Origin of the sequence: Trinickia sp., from assembly GCF_051953405.1 — a bacterium.
Lineage (GTDB): Bacteria > Pseudomonadota > Gammaproteobacteria > Burkholderiales > Burkholderiaceae > Trinickia.
Genome location: NZ_JBQCIV010000136.1, coordinates 46949 through 71594, shown reverse-complemented (window position 1 = coordinate 71594; position 24646 = coordinate 46949). Strand labels below are relative to the sequence as shown.

The window sequence follows — 24646 nt, the reverse complement described above, 5'->3', positions numbered from 1 at the left end:
AAGGAAAGCGTGTCGGTGCTGAAAGACATCGATGTCGATCTGCACGCGCTCGCGACCTGGTGGGATGTGCTGCGCGTGGCGAAGGCCTCGGGCTACTTCGACACGAAAACGCTCGACGAAGTCGAGAAGTTCTTGAACGCGCCGGCCGAGTGGTCGGCCGCACACGGCGGCGCAACCGCTACCCCCCAATAAGCCAGCGCGTCAAGCGCGCGCGGACGGCTCGGCCCCGCGCGCGCTTGCCTCGCACGCCTGACCGCTCGATGCGTTACCCGCTCACCGCCTCGTCGGCTATCGGGGCGTAACCCGCTTCCACGCTCTCCTGCGCTAGCCGGCGCGGCGCCTCGCTCAGCCCGCGGTGCGCGAGCCCGTTCGTTCGGGCGTACTCGATCAACTCCGCATCGCCCGCGAGTCCCAGCTTGCGCAACGCCGATATCTTGTGCGAACTGACCGTCTTGATGCTCCGATGCTGGCGCTGGGCGATCTCGCTCAGGCTCAGACCCGCCGCGAACAGACGAACGACGTCGACCTCGCGCGCCGTGAGGGCGAGCCGCCTAGTCGGTCGTCCGTTTCGCGCACCGCTTCGCTCGAGCGCGGCAGCGAGCGAAGGGCTGACGTACCGCCCGCCTTGCATCGCGCGGCGCACGGCCAGCCCGATGTGAGCCAGATCGTCGCCCTTGCCGACGACGCCGGCAACGCCCGTTTCGAATAGCCGGCGCAGCAGCGCGCCATTGCCGAGCATCGTCAGCACGACGATCCGCAGCGTCGGGAAATGCCGCCGCAGATAGCCGATCAGCCCCAGTCCATCGCCATAGCGGCCTCCGGGCATCGACAAGTCGGTCACGACCACGTCCACCTCGACGCGGCGCAGCGTTTCCACGAGTTCGGTCGATTGGCTGGCCTGCCCAACCAGGCGCAGATCGGCGAACGCATCCAACGCATGGCGTACGCCGAGCACGATGGCGGGGTGGTCGTCGGCGACGACGACGCGGACCCGGTGGGTGGGCGGTGCGCGATCGGCGAGCGGAAATTCGGAATGAGCGGTTGAATTCATGAGGCCGATGTTAGACTGGCTGGCAGGTTGCGGCGCGATCTCGGCGAATAATCGGCCGCAACGAGGTCCCTCCCGGAGAAATCGGCTCATGCGTACCGATCGCGAAGTCGTCGGATCGATCTTGTTCAGGCGCTCGCCGAAGAGCGCGACGGCGCTCGTCTCGCTGTGCTGCCTCGCCTGGCTCGCGACGCATGCCGGCGCAGCCGGCGCGCAAGGCAAGTTCGCGCTCGCGAGCACCGACTTGCGCGACGGCGCCACCATCGGCACCGCGCAGATCTACGACCAAAACGGCTGCAAAGGCGCCAATACCTCTCCAGAGCTGTCGTGGCACGACGCACCCGCCGGCACGAAAAGCTTCGCCGTGACGATCTTCGACATCGACGCGCCCGGCCCCGGCTGGTGGCACTGGGCCGTCGCCGGCATCCCACCGAGCATCGAGTCGCTGCCGGCCAATGCGAGCCGTTCGGGCTACCTGCAGAAGATCGGCGCGATCGAGGCACGCAACGATTGGGGCGACGTGGGCTACGGCGGCCCTTGCCCGCCGCCCGGCAAGCCCCACCGCTACATCGTCACCGTGTTCGCCCTGAATACGACGGATTTGCGACTCGGCCCCGCACGCCACGCCTTGATGTTCGATCACGAAATCAACACCGCGGCGCTCGCCAAGGCAAGCCTGACCGTGACGTACGGGCGCTGAGAGCGGCGGCGCCTACGGGCGCTGGCACCGGCTCGCGGGCCGAATGCGCCGCGCGACACCCAAATTTCACAGCAACGGCTGGGAAAACCCTTAAAATCATGGCTTTGGCGCCGCGGCGAGCGGCGCGTTCACCGGCCACATAGCGAGATCGAAATGAGCACGAAAGTTTTTGTCGACGGACAGGAAGGCACGACGGGTCTGAAGATTTTCGAATACCTGTCGCGCCGGACCGACGTCGAAGTGCTCCGCATCGAAGAAGCGAAGCGCAAGGATCTCGACGAGCGCCGCCGTCTCATCAATGCTTCGGACGTGACGTTCCTGTGTCTGCCCGATGTCGCCTCGCGCGAATCGGCCGGCCTCGTCCAAAACGAAAAGACGGTCCTCATCGATGCAAGTACGGCCTTTCGTACGCACGCCGATTGGGCCTACGGCTTGCCCGAACTGGCACCGGCACAGCGCGAACGGCTGCGCACGGCCAAGCGCATCGCGGTGCCGGGGTGTCACGCATCGGCCTTCGTGCTCGGCATGCGTCCGCTCGTCGCGGCGGGCGTCGTCTCGCCCGATTTCGCGGCCCATTGCTACTCGATCACCGGCTATAGCGGCGGCGGCAAGAAGATGATCGCCGATTACGAAGCCGCCGAGCCGAACCCCAAGCTTCAAAGCCCGCGCGCCTACGCGCTGGCGCTGGGCCATAAGCACTTGCCCGAAATGGCGGCGCACACGGGCCTTGCGGCCGCACCAATCTTCACGCCGATCGTCGGGCCGTTCTACAAGGGGCTGGCCGTGACGACGTACTTCACGCCCAATCAGCTCGCCAAGCGTGTGGGCCCGCGTGACGTGCAGGCGCTGTTTGCCGAGTACTACCAGGGCGAAGCGTTCGTGCGCGTCGCGCCGTTCGATGCGGAGCACAACCTCGACGAGGGCTTTTTCGACGTGCAGGCCAATAACGATACGAACCGCGTCGATCTGTGCGTCTTCGGCAACGAGGAACGCTTCGTGACGATCGCTCGGCTCGACAATCTCGGCAAGGGCGCATCGGGTGCGGCGATCCAATGTATGAATCTCGCGATCGGCGCCGACGAGCAGCTTGGGTTGCAGGGTTGATAAGGACTGCAAACTAACGTCGCGAATTTGAGCGAATGCAGCATGAAAGCCGGCCAGAATGGGCCGGCTTTTTTTCGACACGTCGATCCGTACGTCAATCCCGTCGCGATGGGTGTCGTCACCCTCTTCGTCATCGAATTAGCCCGACCGCCACTCGGCGCTCGACCATCGGCAATCGCTACGTCAATCATCCGATTAATGGCCTCTCGCGCTGCCGCTATTGGCCCGGGCGGCCGAGATGCAAGCTTCGTGCAGGCTCGCATATTCGGTCCCTTCGCGTGCAAGCGCTTGAAACGGTCTTTTTGTTTCAATATCTCGCCCTTCGCCTTTTCCCGCCTCGCTTTTATCCGATTCTCGTTTTTTGAATCGTTCTTTTTAGACGGCTTTGTCAATTGACATCGAAAATTTGCGGGACCAAATTGTTCCGCATAACTAGATGGATCAGGGAGACGAACGGCGCAATCGACGCCGTTTCGGCGAGCGCGACACGATCGCCGTCGACGCTCGATTGCCATCCGCGCACCGGCGTACCGGCCGCGCGCCGCCTCCCTCCCCGATCGATCGTTCGAAACCGTTCGTAACCGCTCGAAGCATTGCGCGTCGGCGCAGTTCACGGCCGTGCATGCGCGTGCGACCGCCCAGGAGGTGAACGCTAACCCGTCGTCGATTAGGAGAACGAACTAAATCAAGCGGCAGCCGACAGGGAGCCGGCCGCCCGATAACGATAAAGCCAATGGAGGAATGTGATGAACCGGAACGCCCTTTTGACGCTGGCGCTCGCTGCGCCTTTCCTAGCCGCCTGCGGCGGCGGCGGCGGTGGCGGTGGCGGTGGCAGCACGAGCGGCAGCGGAGCGCCGGGCGGTTCGGCCGCCGCGGCCGATCGGCTCTGTCCGGCTTCGCTCGATTACAACACCGTCTTCACGGGCGGCGGCGGCGACGGCGAACTCGCGACGATGCAGATCGACACGACGAAGATGACCTGGCAAGTCACCTATGTCGAATCGGCCATCCCCGCCAAAACGGGCACGGTCACGCCCTCGCGCGCCGGGACGACTCAAAGCGGAACGCTCGCGCCCGAGACGCTGTTGCCGACGCAAAAACAAAACCAATGCGCGTTCTATCTGCAAGGCGCCAGCCTCGATCCGAACAAGCCCGCTCGCATTTTCGTCGGCGAAGGCGTATTGGGCGGGACGATTCCCGGCAAGGAAATCCAATACAACGGCATTGCCGGTTTCGGCGCGGTGCCGGACAACGCGTTTCCCTACTTCCCGTTTATCGGCTTTTCTTCCCTCGAAACGAATCTCGCGAACGTGGCGGGGACCTACAACCAAATCGGCTACCACATCATTCCTTCGCAAAACTACGCGACCGTGCCCGTCGACGCGACGATCGCGATCCACGCGGACGGGACCTGGAGCGAAACCGATAACGTCGGCGTGAACGCGGGCAAAACCCAGCAGGCCGGAACGAACTGGGCCGCATCGAGCGACGGTAGCGGCGCATTCGAAACCGACAACTTCCAAAGCCAGGCGAAGCCGACCAATGCAGTCGCGCCAGCCGGCAAGGGTTTCCTGATCGTCGGCAAGCTGCGCAACCAGCTCGTGCCGATCCTGATCCGCACGGGATACGCGAACCCATCGACCTTCCAAGCCGACGACGAATCGGGCATTTCGATCCTCGCCCCGCAAACGCCGATCGCCGTCGATACGCAAAACGGCCAGTACATCGGCGTGGACAGCCAGTTCGCCTATCGCGCCACGGCCCTCGAAGGGGCCGAAGCGACGATGCTCGATCCGTATCAGCCGTCCAACGCATCGCTCGCGACCGCGCTCGATTTGAGCTTCGCCAACATCGTGCCGGGCGTGGTGACGTCGGCGGTACACGGAGCGTCGTCGAATACCGCCACGGGCAAGCTCGTGTTCACGGGCGGCGTCTTCGGCTACCTCTACAACGAAAATTCGTCGCCGTACTTCACGATCAACGCGTTCGTGCAGTGAGCGGACCGCGCGCGTCGCTAGTCGCTAGTCGCTAGTCGCTGGTCGCTCGACGCTGCGATCGGCACGGCCGCATAAAAAGAGAAAACAGGGAGAGGCAAACATGAACAGAAAGACACGTGCCGCCGCCTGCGCGGCGGTGCTGGGCTCGTTCGCTTGTGTGGCGCACGCGCAGCATGCGGGCGATAACGTCGTCACGCTCGGGTGGTTTCACATCATGCCGCAAGACTCGAGCACGCCGATGACGACTTACGTGACGCCTCAGCCGATCGATACACCGCTGCGACTGCCGGGCGCGTTCGTCTCGTCGGGCACGGGGCTGTCGACGACGAACGCCGATACGCTCGGGCTCGTTATCAGTCACTTTCTGACCGACCATATCGCGCTCACGACGGTGGCCGGCGTGCCGCCGACCTTCAAGCTCAAGGGCCGCGGCTCGATCGTACCGCCGGGGCCGGCCGGCGCTTTGGGGACGGAGAACCTGGACGATCCCCAGAACGAGCCGATCGTCAGGAGCGTGCGCCAATGGAGCCCGGCGATGATGATCCAGTACTACTTCAATTCCGCCACGGCGCGCTTCCGGCCGTTCGCCGGGATCGGCATTTCGTACAACTTTTATACCAACATCGAACTCAATCCGAACTTTGTCACGTCGACACAGAACAACCTGGGCTCGGTGCTCGCAGCCGGGGCCGCGCGCCCGGGCGTGACAAGCGTATCGGCGAAGGCGTCGCCGTCGTGGGCGCCGGTGTTCAATCTCGGCGCGTCATACTCGATCACGAATCATTGGGGCTTGAGCGCATCGCTCACCTATATCCCGTTGAAGACGAGATCCACGGTGTACGTTCGTGCTGCCGACGGGACGCTGCTCGGGACGACGCAGGCGCAACTGACGGCCGACCCGCTCATCACCTATGTGGCGGTGTCGTACAAGTTCTAGCGCGATGGCTAGCGGCGGCGGAATAGAAACCGCGTCAAAAAAAAAGCCCGCCTAACGGCGGGCTGAATCCATATCAGAGGAGACATGGAGGAGACACTTTCACTCTAGCAAACCGTTTGATGCGTTGCAACAGACCCCTTTTGACCCAGCAACGCACGTTGCCGCCGCGCAACAGATCGAGACCTCATCTCGATGTCATACCAATGTCATCGACAGCAAAAATCCCAACTGATCGATGCCGACGGGCTTGACCAAATGGACGTCGAAACCCGCCGCCAGCGCCATCTCGCGATACTGGGGCTGGCCCCAGCCGGTCAGCGCAATCAGCAGCAATGCGGATTGCGCTGCCGCTTCCCGGATGCGGCGTGCCGCGGGCAGTCCGTCGAGCATCGGGGCGCCGATGTCGATCATCGCGGCATCGGGCGGCGCGCGACGGGCGATTTCGATCGCTTCCTCGATGCCGGGCGCCGCAACGGCCTCATAACCCAGACTCTCGACCAAATTCACCAACATGCGGCGCGCACCCTCGTCGCTGTCGGCCACTAGTACGCGCTTGCGGCGTGCGGCGCTCGAGCCGCCGACCACACATGGCCTGCCGGGCTCGCCCGGTTCGCAGCCATCTTCGATTTCGTTCGCGACCGCTTCGTGCGCGCCGTACCAATCGGATTTCATTGCTTCATCCTCGTTGCACAGTGCTCATTGCGTTTGCGATACGCCGGGGCGATCCCGGCGAAGGCTTCGTCAGACGATTTCAGTACCACCAATGAACGCACCACCTAATACACCACCTGTTCGAACGAGCGTTTGGAGAACGACTTCAGCGCTTCGTTAAAAATAAGGGTTTCTGCTCACATACGCAAAAAATTTTTCGATTGCGCGGCAACGCGCCGCTTCATGCGCGCGATTCAAACAAACCCGCCCCCGCAAATCAGCCTGCCGCCCTTCTGGACAGGCGGTCCCACACGCGCGCCGCAAACGTGCCTCGCATACGGCTCGCGCAAGCCTCCGACGTCCGGCCGGATCTGCCCCCGCCGCTCGAATCGCCGCACCGCCTAAAGTTCTGCGCCGCGCGTCCGTTCAATGCACTGGATACAGCAACCACCGCGCCATAGTGCGCGGATGAAACGCTTAGCCGGTTCGCCGGTGCATCAACATGCTCAAGGAAATGCAGTGAAATCGTTTGTTTATTCGGGCGCAATCGCCGTCGCGCTCGTCGCGGCCTGCTTGATAGCCGCTCCCGCCGCCCGCGCCGCGCTCGGCGAGCACGTCGACAGCGTCGCGGGCGACGCCACCCACCTTGCCGCTGTCTCCCACGCAAGCAGCGTGCAAGGCCCTTTCACCGTTCATACGATCTCGCTGCCGTCCGGCACCGTTGTGCGCGAATACGTCGCAGCGAACGGCATCGTCTTCGGCGTCGCCTGGGATGGCCCCACGCTGCCCGATCTGAAGACGACGCTCGGCGCCGCCTTCGACCGCTTCGCTAACGCGAGCCCAACCCGCGGCGCTGGGCCGCTGGCGGTATCCGACAACGATCTCGTCGTCTATTCGAGCGGACACCTGCGCGCGTTCTCGGGTCATGCGTACCTGCCGCAAGCGTTGCCCGCCGGTGTCGATGCCGGCGTCGTTCGGTAAGGAGCGCGGGCGATGTTTCGACTGTTCAGCATCAAACCGAGGGTCGCCATGTTGGCGGCGGCGTGGCTCGTCACCTGCTTGATCGCGGCCTGCGGCGGCGGGGGCGGCGGGGGCGGAGGCGGTTCATCCGCGGCCAGCAATACGTCGAGTCAAACCCCGGCGCCAAGCAGTGCACAGCCAGCCAATGTCGCCGCGATCAGCGTCGATCACGGCATCGCCGGCGTGCCCAATATGCCGTTCGTCAGCGTGACGGTCTGCTCGCCCGGCGGCGCGAGCTGCCAAACGATCGACCATGTGCTCGTCGATACAGGGTCGTGGGGGCTGCGCGTGTTCGCTTCTCAGTTGCCGGCGTCGGTCTCGCTGCCCCAGCAAACGAACGGCAACGGCGGCGCCCTCGCGGAATGCATGCAGTTTTTCGACGGCTATACGTGGGGCTCCGTGCGCAATGCCGATGTGCAAATCGGCGGCGAGCGCGCCCGTTCGTTGCCGATTCAAGTCATCGATCCGAGCTATGCCGCGGTGCCGAGCAGTTGTGCGAATACGGGCGCCTCGCGCAATACGCCGAGCGCACTAGCCGCGAATGGGATTCTCGGCATCGGCGTGTTCAAGCACGACTGCGGCGCGGCGTGCGCGAACCAAGCGGTGTCCGGCACTTACTATGCGTGCGCCGGTACGAGCTGTACGCCGACCGCCGTAGCCGAATCGTTGCAAGTGGCCAACCCGGTGCCCTTTTTCGGCACCGACGGCAACGGCGTCATCGTGAGTTTGCCCGCCGTACCGAGCGGCAGTGCGCCGAGCGTGAGCGGGGAACTCATTTTCGGGATCGGCACCGAGACCAACAATGGCCTGGCGCAAGCGCAGGTGATCGGCGTCGATCCGTTGCGGGGCGTGTTCACGACCACCGAAAACGGCACGACGTACTCGGGCAGCATCATCGACAGCGGCTCGACGGGCCTGTTCTTCTCGACCAATCAACTGACCGCGTGCGCCAACCCGAATCAGGCGTATTACTGCCCCGGCGCCACCGAGCAGTTCAGCGCCGTCAATACCGGCGCGAACGGCGTCACCAGTTCGGTGACGTTCAGCGTCGGCAATGCTGCGCAACTCTGGCAAGCGTCGGGCGGCGCGGCAGCGATGCCGCTCTTCGCCGGTCCCGCGTTCGTAGGCTCGCAGGTATTCGACTGGGGCCTGCCGTTCTTCTACGGCCGCAACGTGTACGCTGCCATCGAGCAGGCGCCGACGCCCGGCGGCACGGGACCGTACTTCGCCTATTGATTGTCGGTTTGCGCGAGCGCGTCGACGAGCGTTTCGCGCAACAGCGCCAACGGCCGCATGAGCCGGCCCGGCAGCGTGCCGTGGACGAGCCAGACGTTCAAGCCGCCCGAAAACTCGGGCGCCTCGACGATCTGCAGCGCATCCTTGTATGCGCTCGCGGCTAGCTGCTTCGGCGTGACGATGCCCAGGCCCACGCCTCGCGCCACCAGCGAGAGCTGCAGCTCGGAGCCGAACGCCTCCACAGCGATTTCGAAACGCAACGAAGCGGCGCCGAGCGCCCGGCCGAGCGCCGTACGCATGCCACAACCATCTTGACTGAGCACCCACGGATAGCGGGCGAGTTCCGCCAGCGTGAAACGCGGCACCCCTCGCGCCTTGCCGGCATTCCCGCTCTTGCGCAGCAATTCGAGCGTGCGCGCCGCGACGATCACCGTCGGTTGCACCGCGAGCAGCGTCGCCGTGACCGTCTCCGGCAACGCGACGGTCGTCGGCGTCATGACGACAGCCGCATCCACCTCCGCTCGCATCGCACGTTCGAGCAACGCGGGCGACCAGGCCGCCGTGACCCGCAGCGTGAGGCGCGGAAACGCCGCGCGCAACCGGTCGATCGGCGTCTCCAACGCCAGCTCGGACAGGAACGGCGGCACACCGATTTTCAGCTCGCCGGCCGGCTCGCTGCCGGGCGCGGCGACGGCCAGAAGATCGTCGACGCTGCGCAGCACCGCACGGGCAAGCCCATAGACTTCCTTGCCCGCGCCGGTCGGCTTCAACGGCTTACTCTGCCGATCCAGCAGCGGCACGCCCAGCGTCGTCTCGAGGTTCTGCACGCGCCGCGTCAGCCCCGGCTGAGTGAGGTGCAACTTCGCCGCGGCGCGCACCATCGAGCCGCTGTCGATGACTTCCACGAATGCCTGTAGATCTCGCGTATTCAAAACAACTCCGCATAATCAATATCGACATCTTTCAATTGTCGCATAAAGATCGAGCCCCTACGATGAGCGTTCCATCCATTGCTCACTCGAATTCCGCTATGAATCGCCCCGCAGACTCCACCGAGTTCTACCCGCCGGCCGCCGCGCCTGGCGATCCCGGCGCACTCACGCCAAGTGCCGACACGCTGACGATGCCGCTGACGTTCTTGTTCGCCGCGGCAACCGGCATCATCGTCATGAATCTGTTCGCCGCGCAGCCGCTGACCGGACCTATCCAACATGCACTCGGGCTGACGCGCTCGCTGACGGGCGCGATCGCGATGCTGCCCCAGCTCGGCTACGCGCTCGGGCTCGTCTTGCTGGTGCCGCTCACCGATCTCATCGAAAACCGCCGGCTCATCGTGCGCACGCTCTGGGCGTGCGCGGCATGCCTGGCGCTGGCCATGGTCGCGCACGACGGTCGTCTCTTTCTCGCCGCGCTGCTCTTCGCCGGCGCAACCTCGAGCGTGATCCAGATGCTCGTGCCGATGGCGGCGTCGATGGCCGCCGAGGCGCGGCGCGGACGCGCCGTCGGCAACGTGATGAGCGGGCTCATGCTCGGCATTTTGCTGTCGCGCCCGCTCGCGAGCGTCATTGCCGGCTCGATCGGCTGGCGCGCCTTCTACGGCGTCGCGGCCGCCGCCGACGCCCTGCTCGCACTCGTGCTGGCCACGCGGCTGCCGCACCGCATGCCGCTCGCGCCGACAAGCTATGGGACGTTGCTGCGTTCGCTGTGGACCCTGCTCGCAGGCGAACGGGTGTTGCAGCGCCGCGCGCTATCGGCCGCGTTGGCGATGGGCGCGTTCAGCGCGTTTTGGACGGCGATCGGACTGCGGCTCGCGCAGCGCCCGTTCGGCTTCAGCTTCTACGACATCGCGCTGTTCGCGTTGGCCGGGGCGGCGGGTGTGGTCGCAACCCCGCTCGCGGGATGGGCCGGAGACAAACGGTTCGGCCGCGCCGCGCTCGTTTTCGGCCATGCGAGCATGCTGACGGCGCTCGTGGCGTGCGGGATCGCCGGGGCCGGGTGGTTCGGCTTCGATGCGAGCGCGCACCGGGGCCTGGCGATCGCGTGTCTCGTGATCGGCGCGGCGACACTCGATGCCGGCGTCGTCACCGATCAGACGCTCGGCCGCCGCGCGATCAATTTACTGAACCCCGCCGCGCGAGGCCGGCTTAACGGCCTTTTCGTAGGCATTTTCTTTATCGGCGGAGCGGTCGGCGCATCGGCCGCCGGCGCAGCCTGGGCGTGGCTCGGATGGAGCGGTGTCTGCATCGTGGGACTCGCCTTCGCCGCCACGGCGTTCGCGCTGGGACTCATGCCCGGCGCGCACGAATAGCGCCTAGGGTGTAAGGCACAAGGCGTAAGGCATCGCCTTCGCAATCAGTGCCGTACGAACGCCATCATCGCGCCGAAACCGACGAACACGCCGCCGGTGAGCCGGTTGAATGCGCGCGCCACGCGTCCGCTCTTGAGCGTCGAGCCGATCCGCGCACCGCACAGCGCATAGACGAGGTACCAACTCACCTCGATGACCGCGAACGTGGCGACGAGCACGCAGAACTGGGGCAGCGTCGCCTTCGATGCATCGATGAATTGGGGCAGCAGCGCAGCGGCGAACAAGATCGCCTTCGGGTTGCTGCTCGCGACGAGAAAGCCGTTGCGATAAAGCGCGCCGAGCGAACGTACCGGTTTTGCGGCGCCGTCTTGCTCCGCCAATGCTTCCGCGCTCGGGGCGGTGTCGACTTTCGCGCGCCAGGACTTCACGCCGAGATAGATCAGGTACGCGGCGCCGATCAGGCGCAGCGCATCGAACATCGTGGGCCACGCCTTGAGGAAGACGCCCAGCCCGGCGGCCGAGATCGACAACATGAGCACGAGCGCCGACAAACAACCGGCCATGGTTGCCGTCGCGCGACGGATCGTGTGCTGGGCGCTCGTCGTCATGACGACGAGCATATTGGGCCCGGGAATGGCGGAAATGACGAAGACGGTCGCGACGAACAGCCACCACGTATGCAAACTCATGACGCTAAGGCTCCGATAAGCAGGGGGAAGCGGCGATTATGCGCTCGATCCGCCATCGACGGATGCGTCATGAATCGCCGCGCAACGCACCCGGGCCTACGGAAATTCGTCTACGAATTCGCGGCGCGCTCGCTTGCGAGTCGGGCATGCGAGCCGCCGCCCTGCAAGGTGGCCCATTCAGCATTCAGCATTCAGCATTCGGCGTTTAGCGTCCCGCGCGACGTGCCGCCACTTCGCCGAGCACGGCGAAATCCTTCTCGCCTTCGCCGCGTGCCATGACCTCGAGCAGGTTGTCGCGTAGGAGGCTCGCGAGCGGCATGGGGGTCGACGTCGCTTCGGCCGCCGCCAGCGCCAGCCGTACATCCTTCAGGCCGAGCCGGGCTTTGAACATCGCGGGCTCGTAACGCTGTTCGGCAATCAATTTGCCGTAGCCGGCATAGACGGGGCCGGGAAAAACGCTAGCGGTGATGACGTCGAGATAGTCGGTCATCGCCACCCCGTGTCCGGCCAGCAGCGATGCGGCCTCTCCTAGCGTTTCGATCGCCGAGGCCAGCGCAAAATTGGCCGCGAGCTTGATGACGTTGGCATGCTGCGGCAGCGAGCCGATGCGACACGTCTTTTGGCCGATGACATCGAAGATGGGCTGCACGCGGTCCACGGCTTCGGCGGGGCCCGCCGCCATGATCGTCAGCTTGCCCGCGGCGGCCACGTCGGGCCGCCCCATGACCGGCGCGGCGACATAATGGATGCCCCGGGCGGCGTGTTCGCGCGCCATCGCCTCGGCCAAGGCAACCGACACGGTCGCCATATTGACGTGCACGAGACCGCGCTCGGCGCCTTCGAGCAGTGCCGCGTCGATCACTTCGGTCATGGCCGCATCGTCCGCGAGCATCGAAAACACCGCATCGCCGGCGAACGCCTGCGCCGGCTCGGCGACGATATGCGCGCCGAGCGCCGCGAGCGGTTCGGCACGTTCGCGCGTGCGATTCCAGACGCGCACGCGGTGGCCCGCTTTCAACATGTTTTCGACGATTGCGTGCCCCATGTTGCCGAGGCCGATAAAGCCGATGTCCATCGTTCGCTCCTTCGCTCAAAGATTCGCAGTAGAGCACGGTTGCCGAAAATCTGCCGAAAATGCACCGGGGACGCGCACACACACGTGCGCACCGTCGGTGCCATACTCGTGCCATGCCGACCGTCACCGCCACGTTCCGGTTTTACGAAGAGCTGAACGATTTCCTCGCTCGGCCGCTTCGCGCTCGCGCATTCAGTTGCGCCTGCGCCCATGCGGCCACCACGAAGCACATGATCGAAGCGCTCGGCGTTCCGCATACCGAGGTCGAACTCATCGTCGTGAACGGCGAATCGGTCGGCTTCGATCGCCTGCTCGAAGACGGCGACCGCGTGGCCGTTTATCCGAAGTTCGAGGCGCTCGACATCTCGCCCTTGCTGCGCGTGCGCGAGCGTCCCCTTCGCACCGTGAAGTTCGTCGCCGATGCGCATCTCGGCGGCCTCGCGCAATTGCTGCGGCTGGCCGGGTTCGACACGCTCTACGACAATCATTTCGCCGACGCCGAAATCGAAGCGCTGGCCACGCAGCAAGCGCGCATCGTGCTGACGCGCGATCGCGAACTGCTCAAGCGCCGGACGATCACGCACGGCTGTTACGTCAGGGCGCTCAAGCCCCAACTGCAACTGCGCGAAATCGTCGATCGGCTCGACTTGGCCGGGAGCGTGCGCGCGTTCCGGCTTTGCCTATCGTGCAACGCGCCGCTGCGGCGAATCGATAAGGCCCAAGCGGTAGGCCGCGCACCCGAAGGCGTGCTCGAGCGCCACACGCAGTTCGTGACGTGCGACGTGTGCCGGCGCGTGTTCTGGGAAGGATCGCATTGGAAACGCATGCGCACCCTGATCGATTCGCTCGTTCCCGAGCAGCGCCGGCCCGAGAACGAGGCGCAGGAGCGCGGCGCGGCCGGGTAAAGCTGGCCAATCGGCGGGTACATCGGCCTCGGTAGCGAAGCGGCGAGTGTGCGCCGAGCCGGCTTTGCAAACTCCCTTTGCTCGGCAGGCCGAATTGTCCTGCCGATCGACCCCGAGGCTACGATCCGATGGTCCGATGGTCCGAACGTTAAAACGTCAGTACCGTTCTGACGCCCGCCACCGCCTCGTTGCCGATGCGGGCACCGCCCGCGCTCGGATTGGGCACGCCGCCGCCCGGGCGGAAGAAGTATTGGAAGTCGGCTTGCACGAGCCACCAAGGCGCGACTTGGTATTGGTAGGTCGCCTCCACCACCGTCTCGGCCGTGCGCACGGGATAGCCGGGTGTCGTCGCAGCCCCCGTGTCGCGATCGAACGCGCTGGCGTGCGAGCCCGTATCGGCATAGCCGAGTGCCAGGCCGACGGAGTCGTTGTCGCGGCCGGCGAACGGCGCCTTCATGACCACGCCGGCATTGGCGCTGAAATCGACGGCATTGCGATCGCCGGGCGCACCCATGACGCGCGCGAAGACACCGATCGAGCGCGCCGCGTCGGGGCTCGGCCGCCATACCATCTGATCCGCCACCGCATAGACGCTGAAGTTGCCGTGCCGCATCCGCGGCTGGCCGTTCGACGCGGGATTGGCGAGCGAGAGGCCGTCCGTTCCTTCACGCGGATCGGCAAAGCGCGCGTTGTCGTACCAGAAGCCGAGCTTGTAGGTCCCGGGCAATGCGTTCGAGGAGGGTGCGGCGCCTGGCGCGGGCGCTTGGCCGATCGCGTATTGCAGCTCGCCGATGAACAAAGCCCCGTCGTGCAAGTTAAAGCGCGTGCCGCTGCCGTTGAGCTTTTGCGCGTCGCCGATCCCAGGCGCCGGGTTGCCGTCGAACACGCCGCCGAGCACGGTGACGGCATCGCTCACCTTGTAGCGCGCGCGGACACCCAGCGACGACAACGGATACGCTGGGCCGCCGGCAGGCATATCGGCGGCGGCCAACACGGGCCAGCCGAACGTCGCGTTCAAGAACGCGCTTCCGTATTGACTGACGATGAATTCCTGATCGAGACTTTGCTGGCCGATCTTGACGTCGAACGCATCGCCGAACGACTGCTGATACCAGAGTTCCCACAGGCGTGTCGTCGGCTCGGCCTCGACGCCGCTAACGCTCTGCAGCGTGGATAGATGCGAGGCCGTGATGCCGTGCCCATGAATTTGCAGCGCGTCGACGAAGAATTGGCCGCCCTTCAGGCCGATCGCCTTGTCGGTGTCGACGCTCAACCCAAACTGCGTCGCACCGTCGTACGCGAGACCGCGCCGCGTGCCGCCGGAGAAGTTGCCGAATAGCTCGCTCGTCTCTTGCAAGCTCAACGTGACACCGCGATTGCCGAGCAGCGTACGCACGCCCCCCATGTCGCCGAATAGCGTCGCGCGATCCCACAGCCCAGTGGGCGCCGCATCCGCTTGGGTGCCTTTGGCCGCATCGGGCGATGCGGCATTCGGCGTCGAGCCCTCCGGCGCCGCCGGGGACGGGGCCGCCGCCGTGGCGGCCGGAGCGGTTTGCGCGCGAGCGGATGTCGAGACGCCGCTCACCGTGGCGAGCAGCACAAGGGTGGCCGCGGCAACCGGCGCGAGGCGGGCGGGCGTGCGACGGGCCGCGCAGGCGGCTGGGACGGATCGGATGTCGAAAATCGAGGCGCGAATCATATTCATTGCTTGGCTATCGAAGGAAATGGGGCGGTAGCTGACATATGGGCGGCCGGATATGCACGGCTCCGGCAGACGCTCGGCCGACGCGGCCGGATCGGCAAAAGCGGCGGCGTGCAAAGATAGTCACGCGACATGCGCAAGAAACGTTCGACGTACATAAAAGCTCCCCGTTCGTCCGGCGAGAAGTCGAACGAATGGCATGGACGAAGCGCCGCATACGTTCAGACGAACGCGATGGACGGCCGTGAATATGGGAGCGAGCAACAGAACGGAACGCAATCGACGTTCCGCAAGAAGCGCGCTGACCCGACAAAGCGAGTCAGCGGCGAAGGAGGTCCAGCGTCGCTGAAACGCTATTGCGAACGAACTGCCGGCTGGGCCGGCAAACAAGATCGACTACTAGAACCTGCGTCCACGAGGGACTCTCCTCAAAACCGAAAACAGGGCGGATTCTATTCGCACCTATTTTCATGACGCAAGTGCAATCTTTCGTGGGCGAGCGGGAGCCGCGCATCGTCGGCCGCGCACATCGCGCTGACCGCCCCCGCCACCGCGTACGGCGAGTTTCATCATGCACGGTTGGTGTTGCGCGCATCTGACGGTCGATGCTCACCGCCTCCGAGGCGGTCGCAAGCCTGGCCTAGCGAACACGTGCCAGCGCACGCAAAACCATTGATTTTTTAAGCACAACCGAAAATCCGGGTTGACGCTGGTTCCGCGCGACAACTAAAATTCAATCAATTCCACAAATGGGGCATATGCCTTGGACAGTTGTAGTAGTCGACCTTCGAACAGTGTTTCCGCCTGATCGGCACGACGCCCGCTGAATTCTTCTTTTAGCCGCCGTCATGCCAACAGGCAGACGGTGCGCATCGCAGTCTCTTCCTAGCTTTTTCGCGCATCGATTTCGAATGGCCAACACGCCGTTCGGCGCCGCTTTGCGTTCGTTCGCTTTCGTTCGCGTTCGTTCGCACTGGCGGCGCTGGGCGGTGCGTTGCCGCGAACGGCGTGCGTTCGCGACAACGCCTGTATGCGCCGGCAATGCGCTTATCTAAAGCGCAGTAGCCTCCGTGCCGATGAACCGATACGTACGCCCCTGGCGTATGTGCCTCGCGAACAAGGAGTCCGCCGTGACCGATCCCGACCCTAGTCGATCTTCGACCAGGCGTTCGCCCACGAACGCCGACAGCATCGCCTGAACCGAGGCCGCATGCGTTCCTTCGCGCTTTGAGCCGCTCTTAATCGCGGCGCGAGCGAGTCGAGACCGACGGGCCTTGAAAGTCAGGCCCTACCCCGGTTTCACGAATTCGATCTCGAAGGAATTGCCATGTACTTCTCTCTTCTCGTCTCGCAACTGCCCCACGTCGCCGATTCGTACGGCAACTATCCCGACGTTCTCGCTCGCGCCGCGCAACTGCACCGCGTCCGACAAACGGTCGCGCGCTGCCTCGCCGGCATCGCCGCACGGCTGAGGCTCGTCGGCTAACGGTGCGCGACGGGCCGCCCCCACTTCGCCTCACACACGCTCGGCGGCCCGCATCGAACAGCAAATAGAACATCGAGAACATCGACGCAACACCCAAGGAAAACGAAAATGTCCACGCCTGCCAACGTCTCGTCCGCACGTAGCGCCGTGCTCGACGACGCCCACACCGGCGACATCAGAGGGGCCTTCGGCACGATCGCCCATCACGACACCGCGCCCCGCCGCAACTGGGCCGCGCGCCTGCGCACGCTACTCGCCATCCTCGGCCCGGGGCTCATCGTCATGGTCGGCGACAACGACGCCGGCGCATTCGGCACCTACACGCAAGCCGGCCAGAACTACGGCACCACGCTGCTGTGGACGCTCGCGTTGCTGATCCCCGTGCTCTACGTCAATCAGGAAATGGTGCTGCGGTTAGGCGCCGTGACCGGCGTCGGCCATGCACGGCTCATCTTCCAGCGCTTCGGCAAGTTCTGGGGCGCATTCAGCGTCATCGATCTGTTCCTGCTCAACGCGCTGACGATCGTCACCGAGTTCATCGGCATCACCTTCGCCCTCGATTTCCTGGGCGTATCGAAAGTGCTCGGCGTATGCATCGCCGCGGTGTTGACGATGGCCGCGGTCAGCACGGGCGACTTCCGCCGCTTCGAGCGTTTCGCTATCGTGCTGTGCTTGCTGAGCCTGCTGCTCGTGCCGGTCCTCGTCTCGATCCATCCGCCGGTGAGCACCATCGCGCGCGACTTCGTCGTGCCGAGCTGGCCGAAGCAGTCGAAGCTGTCCGACGTCATGCTGCTCGTGATCGGCATCGTCGGCACAACGGTCGCACCGTGGCAATTGTTCTTCCAACAGAGCTACGTCATCGACAAGCGCATTACGCCGCGCTTCATGAAGTACGAGAAGATCGACTTGTGGATCGGGATCGCATTCGTGATCGTCGGTGCGGTCGCGATGATGGCGTTCACCGCCGCGCTGTTCGGCGGCCGGCCCGAGTTCGGGCAGTTCACCGATGCGAGCGGTGTGATTGGCGGGCTGCACAAGTACGTCGGCGAAACGTCCGCCACGATCTTCGCGGTGGCACTGCTCGACGCCTCGATCATCGGCGCCGCGGCCGTCTCGTTGTCGACGGCTTATGCGATCGGCGATGTCTTCAAGATCCGCCATTCGTTGCATCGTAGCGTGCTCGATGCCAAAGGCTTTTACCTCGTCTACTTCGGCATCGTGGCGCTCGCCGCCGCGCTCGTGCTGATGCCCGGCAGCCCCCTCGGGCTGCTGACCGAGGCGGTGCAGACGCTCGCGGGCGTGCTGCTGCCGAGCGCCACGGTGTTTTTGCTGCTGCTGTGCAACGATAAGGCCGTGCTCGGTCCTTGGGTCAATTCGAAACGCCTGAACCTGTTCACGGGCGCGGTGATCGCAGTGCTTGTCGTCCTCTCGATCATCCTCACGGCCGCGACGGTGTTCCCGGACATCTCGGGCGAGGCGATCCTCTGGATTCTCGGCGGCGGGATTGCCCTGTTCGCCCTCGGCTATCTCGGCGTCGAATTCACGCGCCGCCGCGACGGTTCCGCCGCGGCGGCCGAGCGCGAGCCGGTCGCGACGCGTGCCGCCAATCGCGCGCTGCGCGACACGTGGCGTATGCCGCCGCTCGACGAATTGGCACAGCCGAAACTCACGTTCGCCACGCGGTTGTGGATGGGCGCATTGCGCGGCTATCTCGTGATCGCCGTCGGCCTCGTGATTGTCAAGGTCGTGCAGATGGCGATGCACTAAGGCGAGCACGTGGCCGCGGCGCGCAGTATGGCCTCGCGGCCACCGCTCCCTCACGCTGACGATGGGTCTTCGCCTGAATAGCTTCCACGCGCGGCAGCGCTATTGAGCCGCGCGCGCACGAGCAGCGCCTGCTGCGCCGCCTCGACGTTTTCGGGCTTGCCTCGCCAGGCCGCGAGCGGCGGCTCTTGCAGCGCGCGCCCATAAGAAAAACTGAGCGGCCAAGGCCGCCGCCCCGTGCGGTTGATCGCATTCAGATGAGCGGTCGCTTCCGCCGGTGTCTGCCCGCCCGAGAGGAAATAGATTCCCGCGACAGCCGGCGGCACCGTGCGGCCGAGCACGGCGACGGTACGCGCGGCGACCTCGTCCATGGCCGCTTGGCGGGCATGCCCCTTTCCGGCAACGACCATGCTCGGCTTGAGCAGCATGTGTTCGAGTACGACCGCATGCCGATGCAAGGCATGAAACACGGCGTGCAAGACGATTTCGGTCACCCGCGCACAACGATCGATGCAATGGTCGCCGTCCATCAACACCTCCGGCTCGACGATCGGCACGATGCCCGCTTCCTGGCAGATGGCGGCATAGCGTGCGAGCGATTCGGCGTTGGCCTCCACCGCCAGCGGGCTCGGCAACGTCTCCGACACGTTGTAGACGGCACGCCACTTCGCAAAGCGCGCGCCCTGCGCCTTGTACCGCTCGAGGCGCCCGGCGAGGCCATCGAGTCCTTGGGTGATTTCGTCGCCGCTCGCGTGCGCGAGCGCGATCTTGCCCGTATCGACTTTGATGCCCGGCACAATGCCCTGGCGCGCCGCCAAGCTCGGCAGCGGTTCGCCGTCGTCCGCCTTCTGGCCCAGCGTTTCCTCATAGAGAATCACGCCGCTCACGTATTGGCCGAGCCCCGGCGTGGACAGCAGCAGCGTGCGCCAGGCGCGCCGGTTTTCCTCGGTCGATTCGACGTCGATCGTCTTGAATCGCTTCGCGATCGTGGGGCCGCTTTCGTCCGCGGCGAGCAGGCCACGGCCGTCCTGCACGATGGCTTCGATGGTGGATTGCAATGCACGCTCGTTTTGCATCGTCTGCTCCTCAGGCAATGGCTTCGCGCACCGCGGCGGACATTCGCGCAGCCGTGGCTCTCAGTGTGCGCGGCATGCCCTAGCCGCGCCAGCCGCCGATGTGCGTTCGACCGCGTTTGCAGGGGTGAACCGACCCTAACCCATGCGAGCAAATCCGGTGCCCGCCCTGAGCTGCCCGTTGCCCGTTGCCCGCTGCCCGTCCCGACCGCTCGCTCGGCGCGCCGCCGCTCGCGAGCGGTCAACCGTGCGGCGAGTCTCGACCGATACGCGCGCACAGGTGCATAAAGCGTTCGATGCGGGCGACATGCGGCTCGAGGCCTTCCCGCGCAATCCGCTGCTGCAACTGCGTGCAAGCGCGCCGGGCGCGCGCTTCGCCGAGAACGGCCAGCGCCCCGTGAAGCCGATGAAGTCGCTCGCGCATAGCGCGCGTATCGAGCGCGGCCAATGCGGCCCGCAGCGCCTTCTCGTCCTCGGGCCACGCCGCGCAGAACGCAGCCTGCAACGCGCGGCGCGCGCCAGCCGCAGGCGCGGTGCGATCTCGGCCGAACCGCGTCTCGCCGAGGTGCGCGCGCAGCAATTGCTGCAATTGCGCGATCGAAATCGGCTTGCGCAGCACCGCCGCAAAGCCGGCGAGCGACGCCGCGTCGGGCGGCGCGCCGTTCGTTCCCGCGGCTGCCGGCTCGCGCCACGCGGTGCCGGCGACGACCGGCATATGCAGGCCATGCGTGCGCAAGGCGGCCAGCAAGCGTTGGCCACCCATGTTGGGCATGCACAAATCCGTGATGACGAGTTCGTACGGACGAACGAGCGCCTGCCTGAGCGCCTCGATGCCGTCGGCCGCAGTATCGACGCATCGACAGCCCAGCGCGTCCAGTTGATCGGCGAGGATGAAACGGGCGAGCGCATCGTCGTCGACGATCAGAATCCGCCCTTCGGGCGATGCGTCCGTTTCGGTTGAATCTTCGATATCGAGCATGGCGGGCCTCCCGTGCGGGCGGCGCACCCGACCATCGACGATCGATGATCAACGATCGGCAATAGACAATCGGCAGGCACACCGCGAACGATCGGCGAAGGTAACGCGCAATCGGCCCCGCGACGGCCATGTCCGAAAAAAAAGGACCGCGAGCCGGCCGCCGTACCGCGCAAGCCGGCCCGCGACCCGGACCGAAACTATCTCAGCGCGCGCTCGCGCCGCCCAAACAGCGGCCACGCCCGGAACATCCCGAAGGCAACGAGGTTGCCGACCACGACGAGCGCCAAGCCTACCGCGGCCGGCACCGACCACCGATAGCCCTCGAAAACGGTCGAAACGGCAAGCGCCACGAACGGGAACAACACGGTGCAGTAGGCGGCGCGCTCGGGGCCGATGCGGCCCACGAGCGTCAGGTAGGTGGTAAAACCGATCACGGAACCCGGCACGGCCAAATAGAGCAGCGCGCCGAAGTATCGCGGCGTCCACTCCGGTTGAAACGAGAAGCCCGCCGCCAGAGAGCCGAGCGTCAAGATGCTCGCCCCGATCAGCATCGCCCAGCCGTTCGTCACGGTCGGATGCAGCCCCATCGATTGCATGCGGCTCGACAGCAGGTTGCCCGCCGAAAAACACATCGTGCCGACGAGCGTCACCCCCAAACCGAGCCACAGGGTACGATCGCCGGCATGCCCCGCCATCTGCGGCGCGAACAAGCACAAGATGCCGACGAGCCCGAGGACGGCGCCGAGAATCGCGCTGGGCTGCAGCGCGCGGCCCATGAAGACGCGTCCGTTGATGGCGTTGAACAGCGGCGCCGTGGAGAACACGACGGCGACGAGCCCGCTCGGCACGATCTGCTCGGCGTAGTAAAAGCACAAAAAATTGCAGCAAAACAGCGCAAGCCCTTGCGCGAACAGCAGCGGCCAAGCGGCGCGCGGCGGCCGCAGCGGACGGCGCATGAGGCGCACGATCGCGAGCATGACGATGGACGCCAAGATAAACCGGAACGCGATCGAGACCGGGGGCGCGACGACACCGGTCTGCCACTTGATGGCGATCCAGGTCGTGCCCCAAATGAGCACGGTAGTCAGATAAAGCAGCAGGTTCATGGCAAATATCGCTGACGTTGCGCGAGCCGATCCCGCGCGCCGGTCCTCCACTATGCAATCGAGGATGGGGGGTCGCGTTGTCTATCCTTGCGGTTTTATTCGAGGTGGCCGGCAAGCGGCGCCGGCTTTCTCTATACTCGGCACATTCGCTCATTTCCCTCTCGATCCGATTCGCCCCGCTGCCGCCGTGACCGCGAGCCCCTTTGCCCCCGCCAACGCCGACGCTGCGCGCGCCGATGCCGCCCCGTTCGGGATGCATTCAGTCGGCGTGACGCTGGCCAACGCCAATGCGACGCTGGAGCGCTTCGCTTGGCTTGGCGACCGCCTGGCCGCAGCCATCTGGCGGCGCGATATCGTCGAAGACGAAACCGCCTACGACCAACCGGGCCATCACACGCTGTCTTGCTACCTGAACGGCGGCTATCGCACGGAGCGTCAGAAGCTGCCGGGCCAATACGGCGCGCCGCAGCGGCTGTGCGCGCTGCCGGGCGATCACGAATCGCGCTGGTGGGTGCGGGGCCACATGCACTTCCTGCATCTGTATTTCCTGCCCGAGCATTTCACGCGGCGCGCCGTCCACGAACTCGATCGCGAACCGCGCGAACTGACGTTGGCGGACCGCACTTACTTCGAAGACGCGCACATGGCTGCGCTCTGCCATTCGTTGGCCGCCCACCCGTGGGAGGCGCCGGACGAGCGCCTGCGGGCGAACGAAACCGCGCACGAAATCCTGAGCTTGCTGTTGCGCAGCCAGGCGACGCGCCGCCACGACGCATCGGTCAAGGGCGGGCTCGCGCCGTCCGTTAGGCGCCGGCTGCGCGATTACATCGATGCGCATGTGGCCGACAAGGTCACCCTCGGCGACCTATCGGATGTCGCATGCTTGTCCGAATTTCATCTATCGCGCATGTTCCGCGCCTCGTTCGGCATGCCGCCGAATGCGTGGATCGCCGAGCGACGGGCCGATCTCGCGCGGACACTGCTGCGCACGACGACGCTGCCCGTCGATGAAATCGCCGCGCGCACGGGCTATGCGAATGCGAGCCACTTCGGCCATCGTTTCCGAGCCGCCGTCGGGGCCTCGCCGCTGGCTTACCGGCGCGCGCTCGTGCGCGGCTGATCCGCCTGGCCCAAGTACGCCCGCAACGCATCGATCACGGCGGCCACCTTCGGCGACGGTTGCCGAGTCGAAGGAAAGACAGCTTGAATCGCCGCGGGTTCGCCGGCCCATTGCGGCAACAAGCGCACGAGGCGCCCCGCGGCCAAATCTGCTCCGATCGAGAAATCCGTCAGCATTGCGAATCCCGCTCCGGCTAGAGTGGCGGCACGGCAAGCACTGGCCGTGTTCGCGAGGAACGCGCGCTTGCAGCGCACGCGCGCACGCTGCCCGCTCGCATCGCACAGCGAAAGCAAATACGGATGCGGCATCGTCGTCATGGCGACGAACGGCAACGTGCCTAGGTCGAGCGGCGATTCGGGCAGCCGGCGGCCGGCGAGGAACGCGGGGCTGGCGACGATCCATCGAAGGTATTGGCCCAGCCGCGCCGAGCGGTAACTCGAATCCTTCAAGTTGCCCAATCGAACCGCAACGTCAATCCGCTCGGCCACCAGGTCGGCATAGCTGTCGCCGCAAATGAGTTCGACGTCGAGCGCCGGATGCGCGCGCCGCAACGCCGCCAGCGCCGGCGTCACAACGAGTTCGCCGTAATCGATGGGCGAGGCCACGCGCACGAGGCCGCGCAGCGGCCCGGACGTGTCCGAGATCGCGGCCAGCGCGTCGCTCGCCGCTCGGACACATTCGCGGCTTGCCTCGTAGAGCGTCTGTCCAGCCTCGGTCAAATTCGACCGCCGCGTGGTGCGCACGATCAACGTCGCGCCCACCTCGGCTTCGAGCCGTTGAATGTGGGCACTCACCATCGTCTTCGCCAAGCCCAGCCGTTCGGCTGCCGCGCTCAAGGACCCCGCTTCCACCACGGCGGCGAATACGACGAGCCGATTCAGGTTGACGTCGCGCAATTCGGGCATGGTCGATTGTCCATCATAAGTGGATTGTGATTCGACCATTATCCATCTTATGCAATCAATCGCGGTGCGATAGTCTGCTCGCCATCACGTTAGCGTTCGTCGTCGCGTTCGTGTTCGCGTTTCGCATTCACGTTTCGCGTTCGCGACTTGCCTACACCATCGCTCACATCGTTCACATCGCCACGAGGATTCGACCATGCCGCTCGCCCGCCCCGACCAACCGATCCGCCTGCACGCCGCGCGTCTCTCGGGTCACGCGCACCGCGCGAAACTTTGCTTGAGTCTGCTCGGTTTGCCGTTCGAAACGGTCGAGGTCAATCTCGCGGCGGGCGAACAAAGGCAGCCGGCATTCCTCGCGATGAGCCCGTTCGGTCACGTGCCCGTTATCGAAGACGGCGATACGGCGATCTTCGATTCGAATGCGATCCTCGTCTATCTGGCCAAGCGCTACGGGGATGCGTCGTGGTTGCCGGACGATCCCGTCGGCGCGGCGCACGTTGCCCAGTGGCTTTCGCTGGCGGCGGGACAAATCGCTTACGGGCCCTGCGCCGCTCGGTTGATCAAACTTTTCGGCTACCCGCTCGACTACGCTAGCGCCGTGCGCATTTCGAACGCGCTGTTCGCTGTGATCGAACCTCAGTTCGAAGCGCGGCCGTTCGCCATCGGCACGCACCCGACGATCGCCGACGTCGCGGCCTATACGTACATCGCGCACGCGCCCGAAGGCGGCGTTTCGCTGGAGCCGTATCCGAACATTCGCGCATGGCTCGCCCGAATCGAAGCATTGCCGGGCTTCGTCGCGATGCCCAAGTCCGCGTTGCCCGCCACCGCCGCATAACGT

23 protein-coding genes and 1 pseudogene are annotated in these 24646 nt (G+C 65.3%); 14 read left to right on the top strand and 10 right to left on the bottom strand.

Features of this window, described 5'->3' with window-relative positions:
- Positions 1–192 (top strand): annotated as a pseudogene (locus ACTHN9_RS24925) (orotate phosphoribosyltransferase); the annotation flags it as partial.
- A 73-nt stretch (positions 193–265) separates the two neighbouring features.
- Here the strand turns inward: ACTHN9_RS24925 and ACTHN9_RS24920 are convergent.
- On the bottom strand, positions 266–1051 hold the full coding sequence (locus tag ACTHN9_RS24920; RefSeq protein ID WP_440539488.1) for a response regulator: 786 nt from the start codon (positions 1049–1051) through the stop codon (positions 266–268).
- Between the two features lie 88 nt (positions 1052–1139).
- On the opposite strand from ACTHN9_RS24920, the gene ACTHN9_RS24915 reads away from it, so the two are divergent.
- From ACTHN9_RS24915 to ACTHN9_RS24895, 5 genes are all read left to right on the top strand, one after another.
- Entirely contained in the window at positions 1140–1748 is a 609-nt protein-coding gene (locus tag ACTHN9_RS24915) for a YbhB/YbcL family Raf kinase inhibitor-like protein (protein WP_440539487.1), read from the top strand.
- Between the two features lie 153 nt (positions 1749–1901).
- Positions 1902–2852, top strand: coding sequence for an N-acetyl-gamma-glutamyl-phosphate reductase (argC, locus tag ACTHN9_RS24910; RefSeq protein ID WP_440539486.1), 951 nt, complete (start codon positions 1902–1904; stop codon positions 2850–2852).
- A gap of 42 nt (positions 2853–2894) precedes the next feature.
- On the top strand, positions 2895–3248 hold the full coding sequence (locus ACTHN9_RS24905; RefSeq protein WP_440539485.1) for a hypothetical protein: 354 nt from the start codon (positions 2895–2897) through the stop codon (positions 3246–3248).
- Between the two features lie 350 nt (positions 3249–3598).
- Complete coding sequence (locus ACTHN9_RS24900) at positions 3599–4849, top strand: DUF2957 domain-containing protein (protein WP_440539484.1); 1251 nt, start codon at positions 3599–3601, stop codon at positions 4847–4849.
- Between the two features lie 100 nt (positions 4850–4949).
- On the top strand, positions 4950–5786 hold the full coding sequence (locus tag ACTHN9_RS24895) for an OmpW/AlkL family protein (RefSeq protein WP_440539483.1): 837 nt from the start codon (positions 4950–4952) through the stop codon (positions 5784–5786).
- Between the two features lie 195 nt (positions 5787–5981).
- On the opposite strand, the gene ACTHN9_RS24890 is transcribed toward ACTHN9_RS24895, so the two are convergent.
- Positions 5982–6458 carry a response regulator gene (locus tag ACTHN9_RS24890; RefSeq protein ID WP_440539482.1) on the bottom strand — a complete coding sequence of 159 codons (477 nt, stop codon included), beginning with the start codon at positions 6456–6458 and terminating at the stop codon, positions 5982–5984.
- Between the two features lie 498 nt (positions 6459–6956).
- On the opposite strand from ACTHN9_RS24890, the gene ACTHN9_RS24885 reads away from it, so the two are divergent.
- Positions 6957–7418, top strand: a complete 462-nt coding sequence (locus ACTHN9_RS24885; RefSeq protein WP_440539481.1) for a DUF2844 domain-containing protein — start codon at positions 6957–6959, stop codon at positions 7416–7418.
- Positions 7419–7430: 12 nt separating this feature from the next.
- Positions 7431–8693, top strand: a complete 1263-nt coding sequence (locus ACTHN9_RS24880) for a DUF3443 domain-containing protein (protein WP_440539480.1) — start codon at positions 7431–7433, stop codon at positions 8691–8693.
- Here the strand turns inward: ACTHN9_RS24880 and ACTHN9_RS24875 are convergent.
- Positions 8687–9625 (bottom strand): LysR family transcriptional regulator, encoded by a 939-nt coding sequence (locus tag ACTHN9_RS24875; RefSeq protein ID WP_440539479.1) that lies wholly within the window; start codon positions 9623–9625, stop codon positions 8687–8689. The two genes, ACTHN9_RS24880 and ACTHN9_RS24875, sit on opposite strands and share 7 nt — an antisense overlap.
- Before the next feature lie 98 nt (positions 9626–9723).
- Here ACTHN9_RS24875 and ACTHN9_RS24870 point away from each other — a divergent pair, with 98 nt between their 5' ends.
- The gene (locus ACTHN9_RS24870) at positions 9724–11001 is read left to right on the top strand and encodes an MFS transporter (RefSeq protein ID WP_440539478.1); all 1278 of its coding nucleotides are present in this window, start codon (positions 9724–9726) and stop codon (positions 10999–11001) included.
- Positions 11002–11045: 44 nt separating this feature from the next.
- On the opposite strand, the gene ACTHN9_RS24865 is transcribed toward ACTHN9_RS24870, so the two are convergent.
- The gene (locus ACTHN9_RS24865) at positions 11046–11690 is read right to left on the bottom strand and encodes a LysE family translocator (RefSeq protein ID WP_440539477.1); all 645 of its coding nucleotides are present in this window, start codon (positions 11688–11690) and stop codon (positions 11046–11048) included.
- 205 nt (positions 11691–11895) lie between these two features.
- Positions 11896–12765 (bottom strand): NAD(P)-dependent oxidoreductase, encoded by an 870-nt coding sequence (locus ACTHN9_RS24860; RefSeq protein WP_440539476.1) that lies wholly within the window; start codon positions 12763–12765, stop codon positions 11896–11898.
- Positions 12766–12878: 113 nt separating this feature from the next.
- On the opposite strand from ACTHN9_RS24860, the gene ACTHN9_RS24855 reads away from it, so the two are divergent.
- Positions 12879–13670, top strand: coding sequence for a Mut7-C RNAse domain-containing protein (locus tag ACTHN9_RS24855; protein ID WP_440539475.1), 792 nt, complete (start codon positions 12879–12881; stop codon positions 13668–13670).
- Between the two features lie 148 nt (positions 13671–13818).
- On the opposite strand, the gene ACTHN9_RS24850 is transcribed toward ACTHN9_RS24855, so the two are convergent.
- Positions 13819–15375 carry a carbohydrate porin gene (locus tag ACTHN9_RS24850; protein ID WP_440539474.1) on the bottom strand — a complete coding sequence of 519 codons (1557 nt, stop codon included), beginning with the start codon at positions 15373–15375 and terminating at the stop codon, positions 13819–13821.
- A gap of 1324 nt (positions 15376–16699) precedes the next feature.
- On the opposite strand from ACTHN9_RS24850, the gene ACTHN9_RS24845 reads away from it, so the two are divergent.
- Both ACTHN9_RS24845 and ACTHN9_RS24840 read left to right on the top strand, forming a co-directional pair.
- A complete protein-coding gene (locus tag ACTHN9_RS24845; RefSeq protein ID WP_440539473.1) occupies positions 16700–16858 on the top strand; it encodes a hypothetical protein in 159 nt (52 codons plus the stop codon).
- Positions 16859–16966: 108 nt separating this feature from the next.
- Positions 16967–18625: an NRAMP family divalent metal transporter gene (locus ACTHN9_RS24840; RefSeq protein ID WP_440539472.1), complete on the top strand. Its 1659-nt coding sequence runs from the start codon at positions 16967–16969 to the stop codon at positions 18623–18625.
- Positions 18626–18675: 50 nt separating this feature from the next.
- On the opposite strand, the gene ACTHN9_RS24835 is transcribed toward ACTHN9_RS24840, so the two are convergent.
- The 3 genes from ACTHN9_RS24835 to ACTHN9_RS24825 form a co-directional block, all read right to left on the bottom strand.
- Positions 18676–19698: a class I fructose-bisphosphate aldolase gene (locus ACTHN9_RS24835; protein WP_440539471.1), complete on the bottom strand. Its 1023-nt coding sequence runs from the start codon at positions 19696–19698 to the stop codon at positions 18676–18678.
- 238 nt (positions 19699–19936) lie between these two features.
- Positions 19937–20674, bottom strand: coding sequence for a response regulator (locus tag ACTHN9_RS24830; protein WP_440539470.1), 738 nt, complete (start codon positions 20672–20674; stop codon positions 19937–19939).
- A 197-nt stretch (positions 20675–20871) separates the two neighbouring features.
- Complete coding sequence (locus tag ACTHN9_RS24825) at positions 20872–21780, bottom strand: DMT family transporter (RefSeq protein ID WP_440539469.1); 909 nt, start codon at positions 21778–21780, stop codon at positions 20872–20874.
- A 253-nt stretch (positions 21781–22033) separates the two neighbouring features.
- Here ACTHN9_RS24825 and ACTHN9_RS24820 point away from each other — a divergent pair, with 253 nt between their 5' ends.
- Positions 22034–22900, top strand: coding sequence for a helix-turn-helix domain-containing protein (locus ACTHN9_RS24820; protein ID WP_440539490.1), 867 nt, complete (start codon positions 22034–22036; stop codon positions 22898–22900).
- On the opposite strand, the gene ACTHN9_RS24815 is transcribed toward ACTHN9_RS24820, so the two are convergent.
- Entirely contained in the window at positions 22873–23805 is a 933-nt protein-coding gene (locus tag ACTHN9_RS24815) for a LysR family transcriptional regulator (protein WP_440539468.1), read from the bottom strand. The two genes, ACTHN9_RS24820 and ACTHN9_RS24815, sit on opposite strands and share 28 nt — an antisense overlap.
- Before the next feature lie 196 nt (positions 23806–24001).
- Between ACTHN9_RS24815 and ACTHN9_RS24810 the strand changes: the two genes are divergently transcribed.
- Positions 24002–24643 carry a glutathione S-transferase family protein gene (locus tag ACTHN9_RS24810; RefSeq protein WP_440539467.1) on the top strand — a complete coding sequence of 214 codons (642 nt, stop codon included), beginning with the start codon at positions 24002–24004 and terminating at the stop codon, positions 24641–24643.
- Positions 24644–24646: the final 3 nt, after the last annotated feature.

What these genes read in the sequence shown, in the direction of transcription:
- ACTHN9_RS24920 (WP_440539488.1), bottom strand. Translation starts at nt 1,051, where the DNA reads ATGAATTCAACCGCTCATTCCGAATTTCCGCTCGCCGATCGCGCACCG.
- ACTHN9_RS24915 (WP_440539487.1), top strand. Translation starts at nt 1,140, where the DNA reads ATGCGTACCGATCGCGAAGTCGTCGGATCGATCTTGTTCAGGCGCTCG.
- argC (WP_440539486.1), top strand. Translation starts at nt 1,902, where the DNA reads ATGAGCACGAAAGTTTTTGTCGACGGACAGGAAGGCACGACGGGTCTG.
- ACTHN9_RS24905 (WP_440539485.1), top strand. Translation starts at nt 2,895, where the DNA reads ATGAAAGCCGGCCAGAATGGGCCGGCTTTTTTTCGACACGTCGATCCG.
- ACTHN9_RS24900 (WP_440539484.1), top strand. Translation starts at nt 3,599, where the DNA reads ATGAACCGGAACGCCCTTTTGACGCTGGCGCTCGCTGCGCCTTTCCTA.
- ACTHN9_RS24895 (WP_440539483.1), top strand. Translation starts at nt 4,950, where the DNA reads ATGAACAGAAAGACACGTGCCGCCGCCTGCGCGGCGGTGCTGGGCTCG.
- ACTHN9_RS24890 (WP_440539482.1), bottom strand. Translation starts at nt 6,458, where the DNA reads ATGAAATCCGATTGGTACGGCGCGCACGAAGCGGTCGCGAACGAAATC.
- ACTHN9_RS24880 (WP_440539480.1), top strand. Translation starts at nt 7,431, where the DNA reads ATGTTTCGACTGTTCAGCATCAAACCGAGGGTCGCCATGTTGGCGGCG.
- ACTHN9_RS24870 (WP_440539478.1), top strand. Translation starts at nt 9,724, where the DNA reads ATGAATCGCCCCGCAGACTCCACCGAGTTCTACCCGCCGGCCGCCGCG.
- ACTHN9_RS24865 (WP_440539477.1), bottom strand. Translation starts at nt 11,690, where the DNA reads ATGAGTTTGCATACGTGGTGGCTGTTCGTCGCGACCGTCTTCGTCATT.
- ACTHN9_RS24860 (WP_440539476.1), bottom strand. Translation starts at nt 12,765, where the DNA reads ATGGACATCGGCTTTATCGGCCTCGGCAACATGGGGCACGCAATCGTC.
- ACTHN9_RS24855 (WP_440539475.1), top strand. Translation starts at nt 12,879, where the DNA reads ATGCCGACCGTCACCGCCACGTTCCGGTTTTACGAAGAGCTGAACGAT.
- ACTHN9_RS24850 (WP_440539474.1), bottom strand. Translation starts at nt 15,375, where the DNA reads ATGAATATGATTCGCGCCTCGATTTTCGACATCCGATCCGTCCCAGCC.
- ACTHN9_RS24845 (WP_440539473.1), top strand. Translation starts at nt 16,700, where the DNA reads ATGTACTTCTCTCTTCTCGTCTCGCAACTGCCCCACGTCGCCGATTCG.
- ACTHN9_RS24840 (WP_440539472.1), top strand. Translation starts at nt 16,967, where the DNA reads ATGTCCACGCCTGCCAACGTCTCGTCCGCACGTAGCGCCGTGCTCGAC.
- ACTHN9_RS24835 (WP_440539471.1), bottom strand. Translation starts at nt 19,698, where the DNA reads ATGCAAAACGAGCGTGCATTGCAATCCACCATCGAAGCCATCGTGCAG.
- ACTHN9_RS24830 (WP_440539470.1), bottom strand. Translation starts at nt 20,674, where the DNA reads ATGCTCGATATCGAAGATTCAACCGAAACGGACGCATCGCCCGAAGGG.
- ACTHN9_RS24825 (WP_440539469.1), bottom strand. Translation starts at nt 21,780, where the DNA reads ATGAACCTGCTGCTTTATCTGACTACCGTGCTCATTTGGGGCACGACC.
- ACTHN9_RS24820 (WP_440539490.1), top strand. Translation starts at nt 22,034, where the DNA reads ATGCATTCAGTCGGCGTGACGCTGGCCAACGCCAATGCGACGCTGGAG.
- ACTHN9_RS24815 (WP_440539468.1), bottom strand. Translation starts at nt 23,805, where the DNA reads ATGCCCGAATTGCGCGACGTCAACCTGAATCGGCTCGTCGTATTCGCC.
- ACTHN9_RS24810 (WP_440539467.1), top strand. Translation starts at nt 24,002, where the DNA reads ATGCCGCTCGCCCGCCCCGACCAACCGATCCGCCTGCACGCCGCGCGT.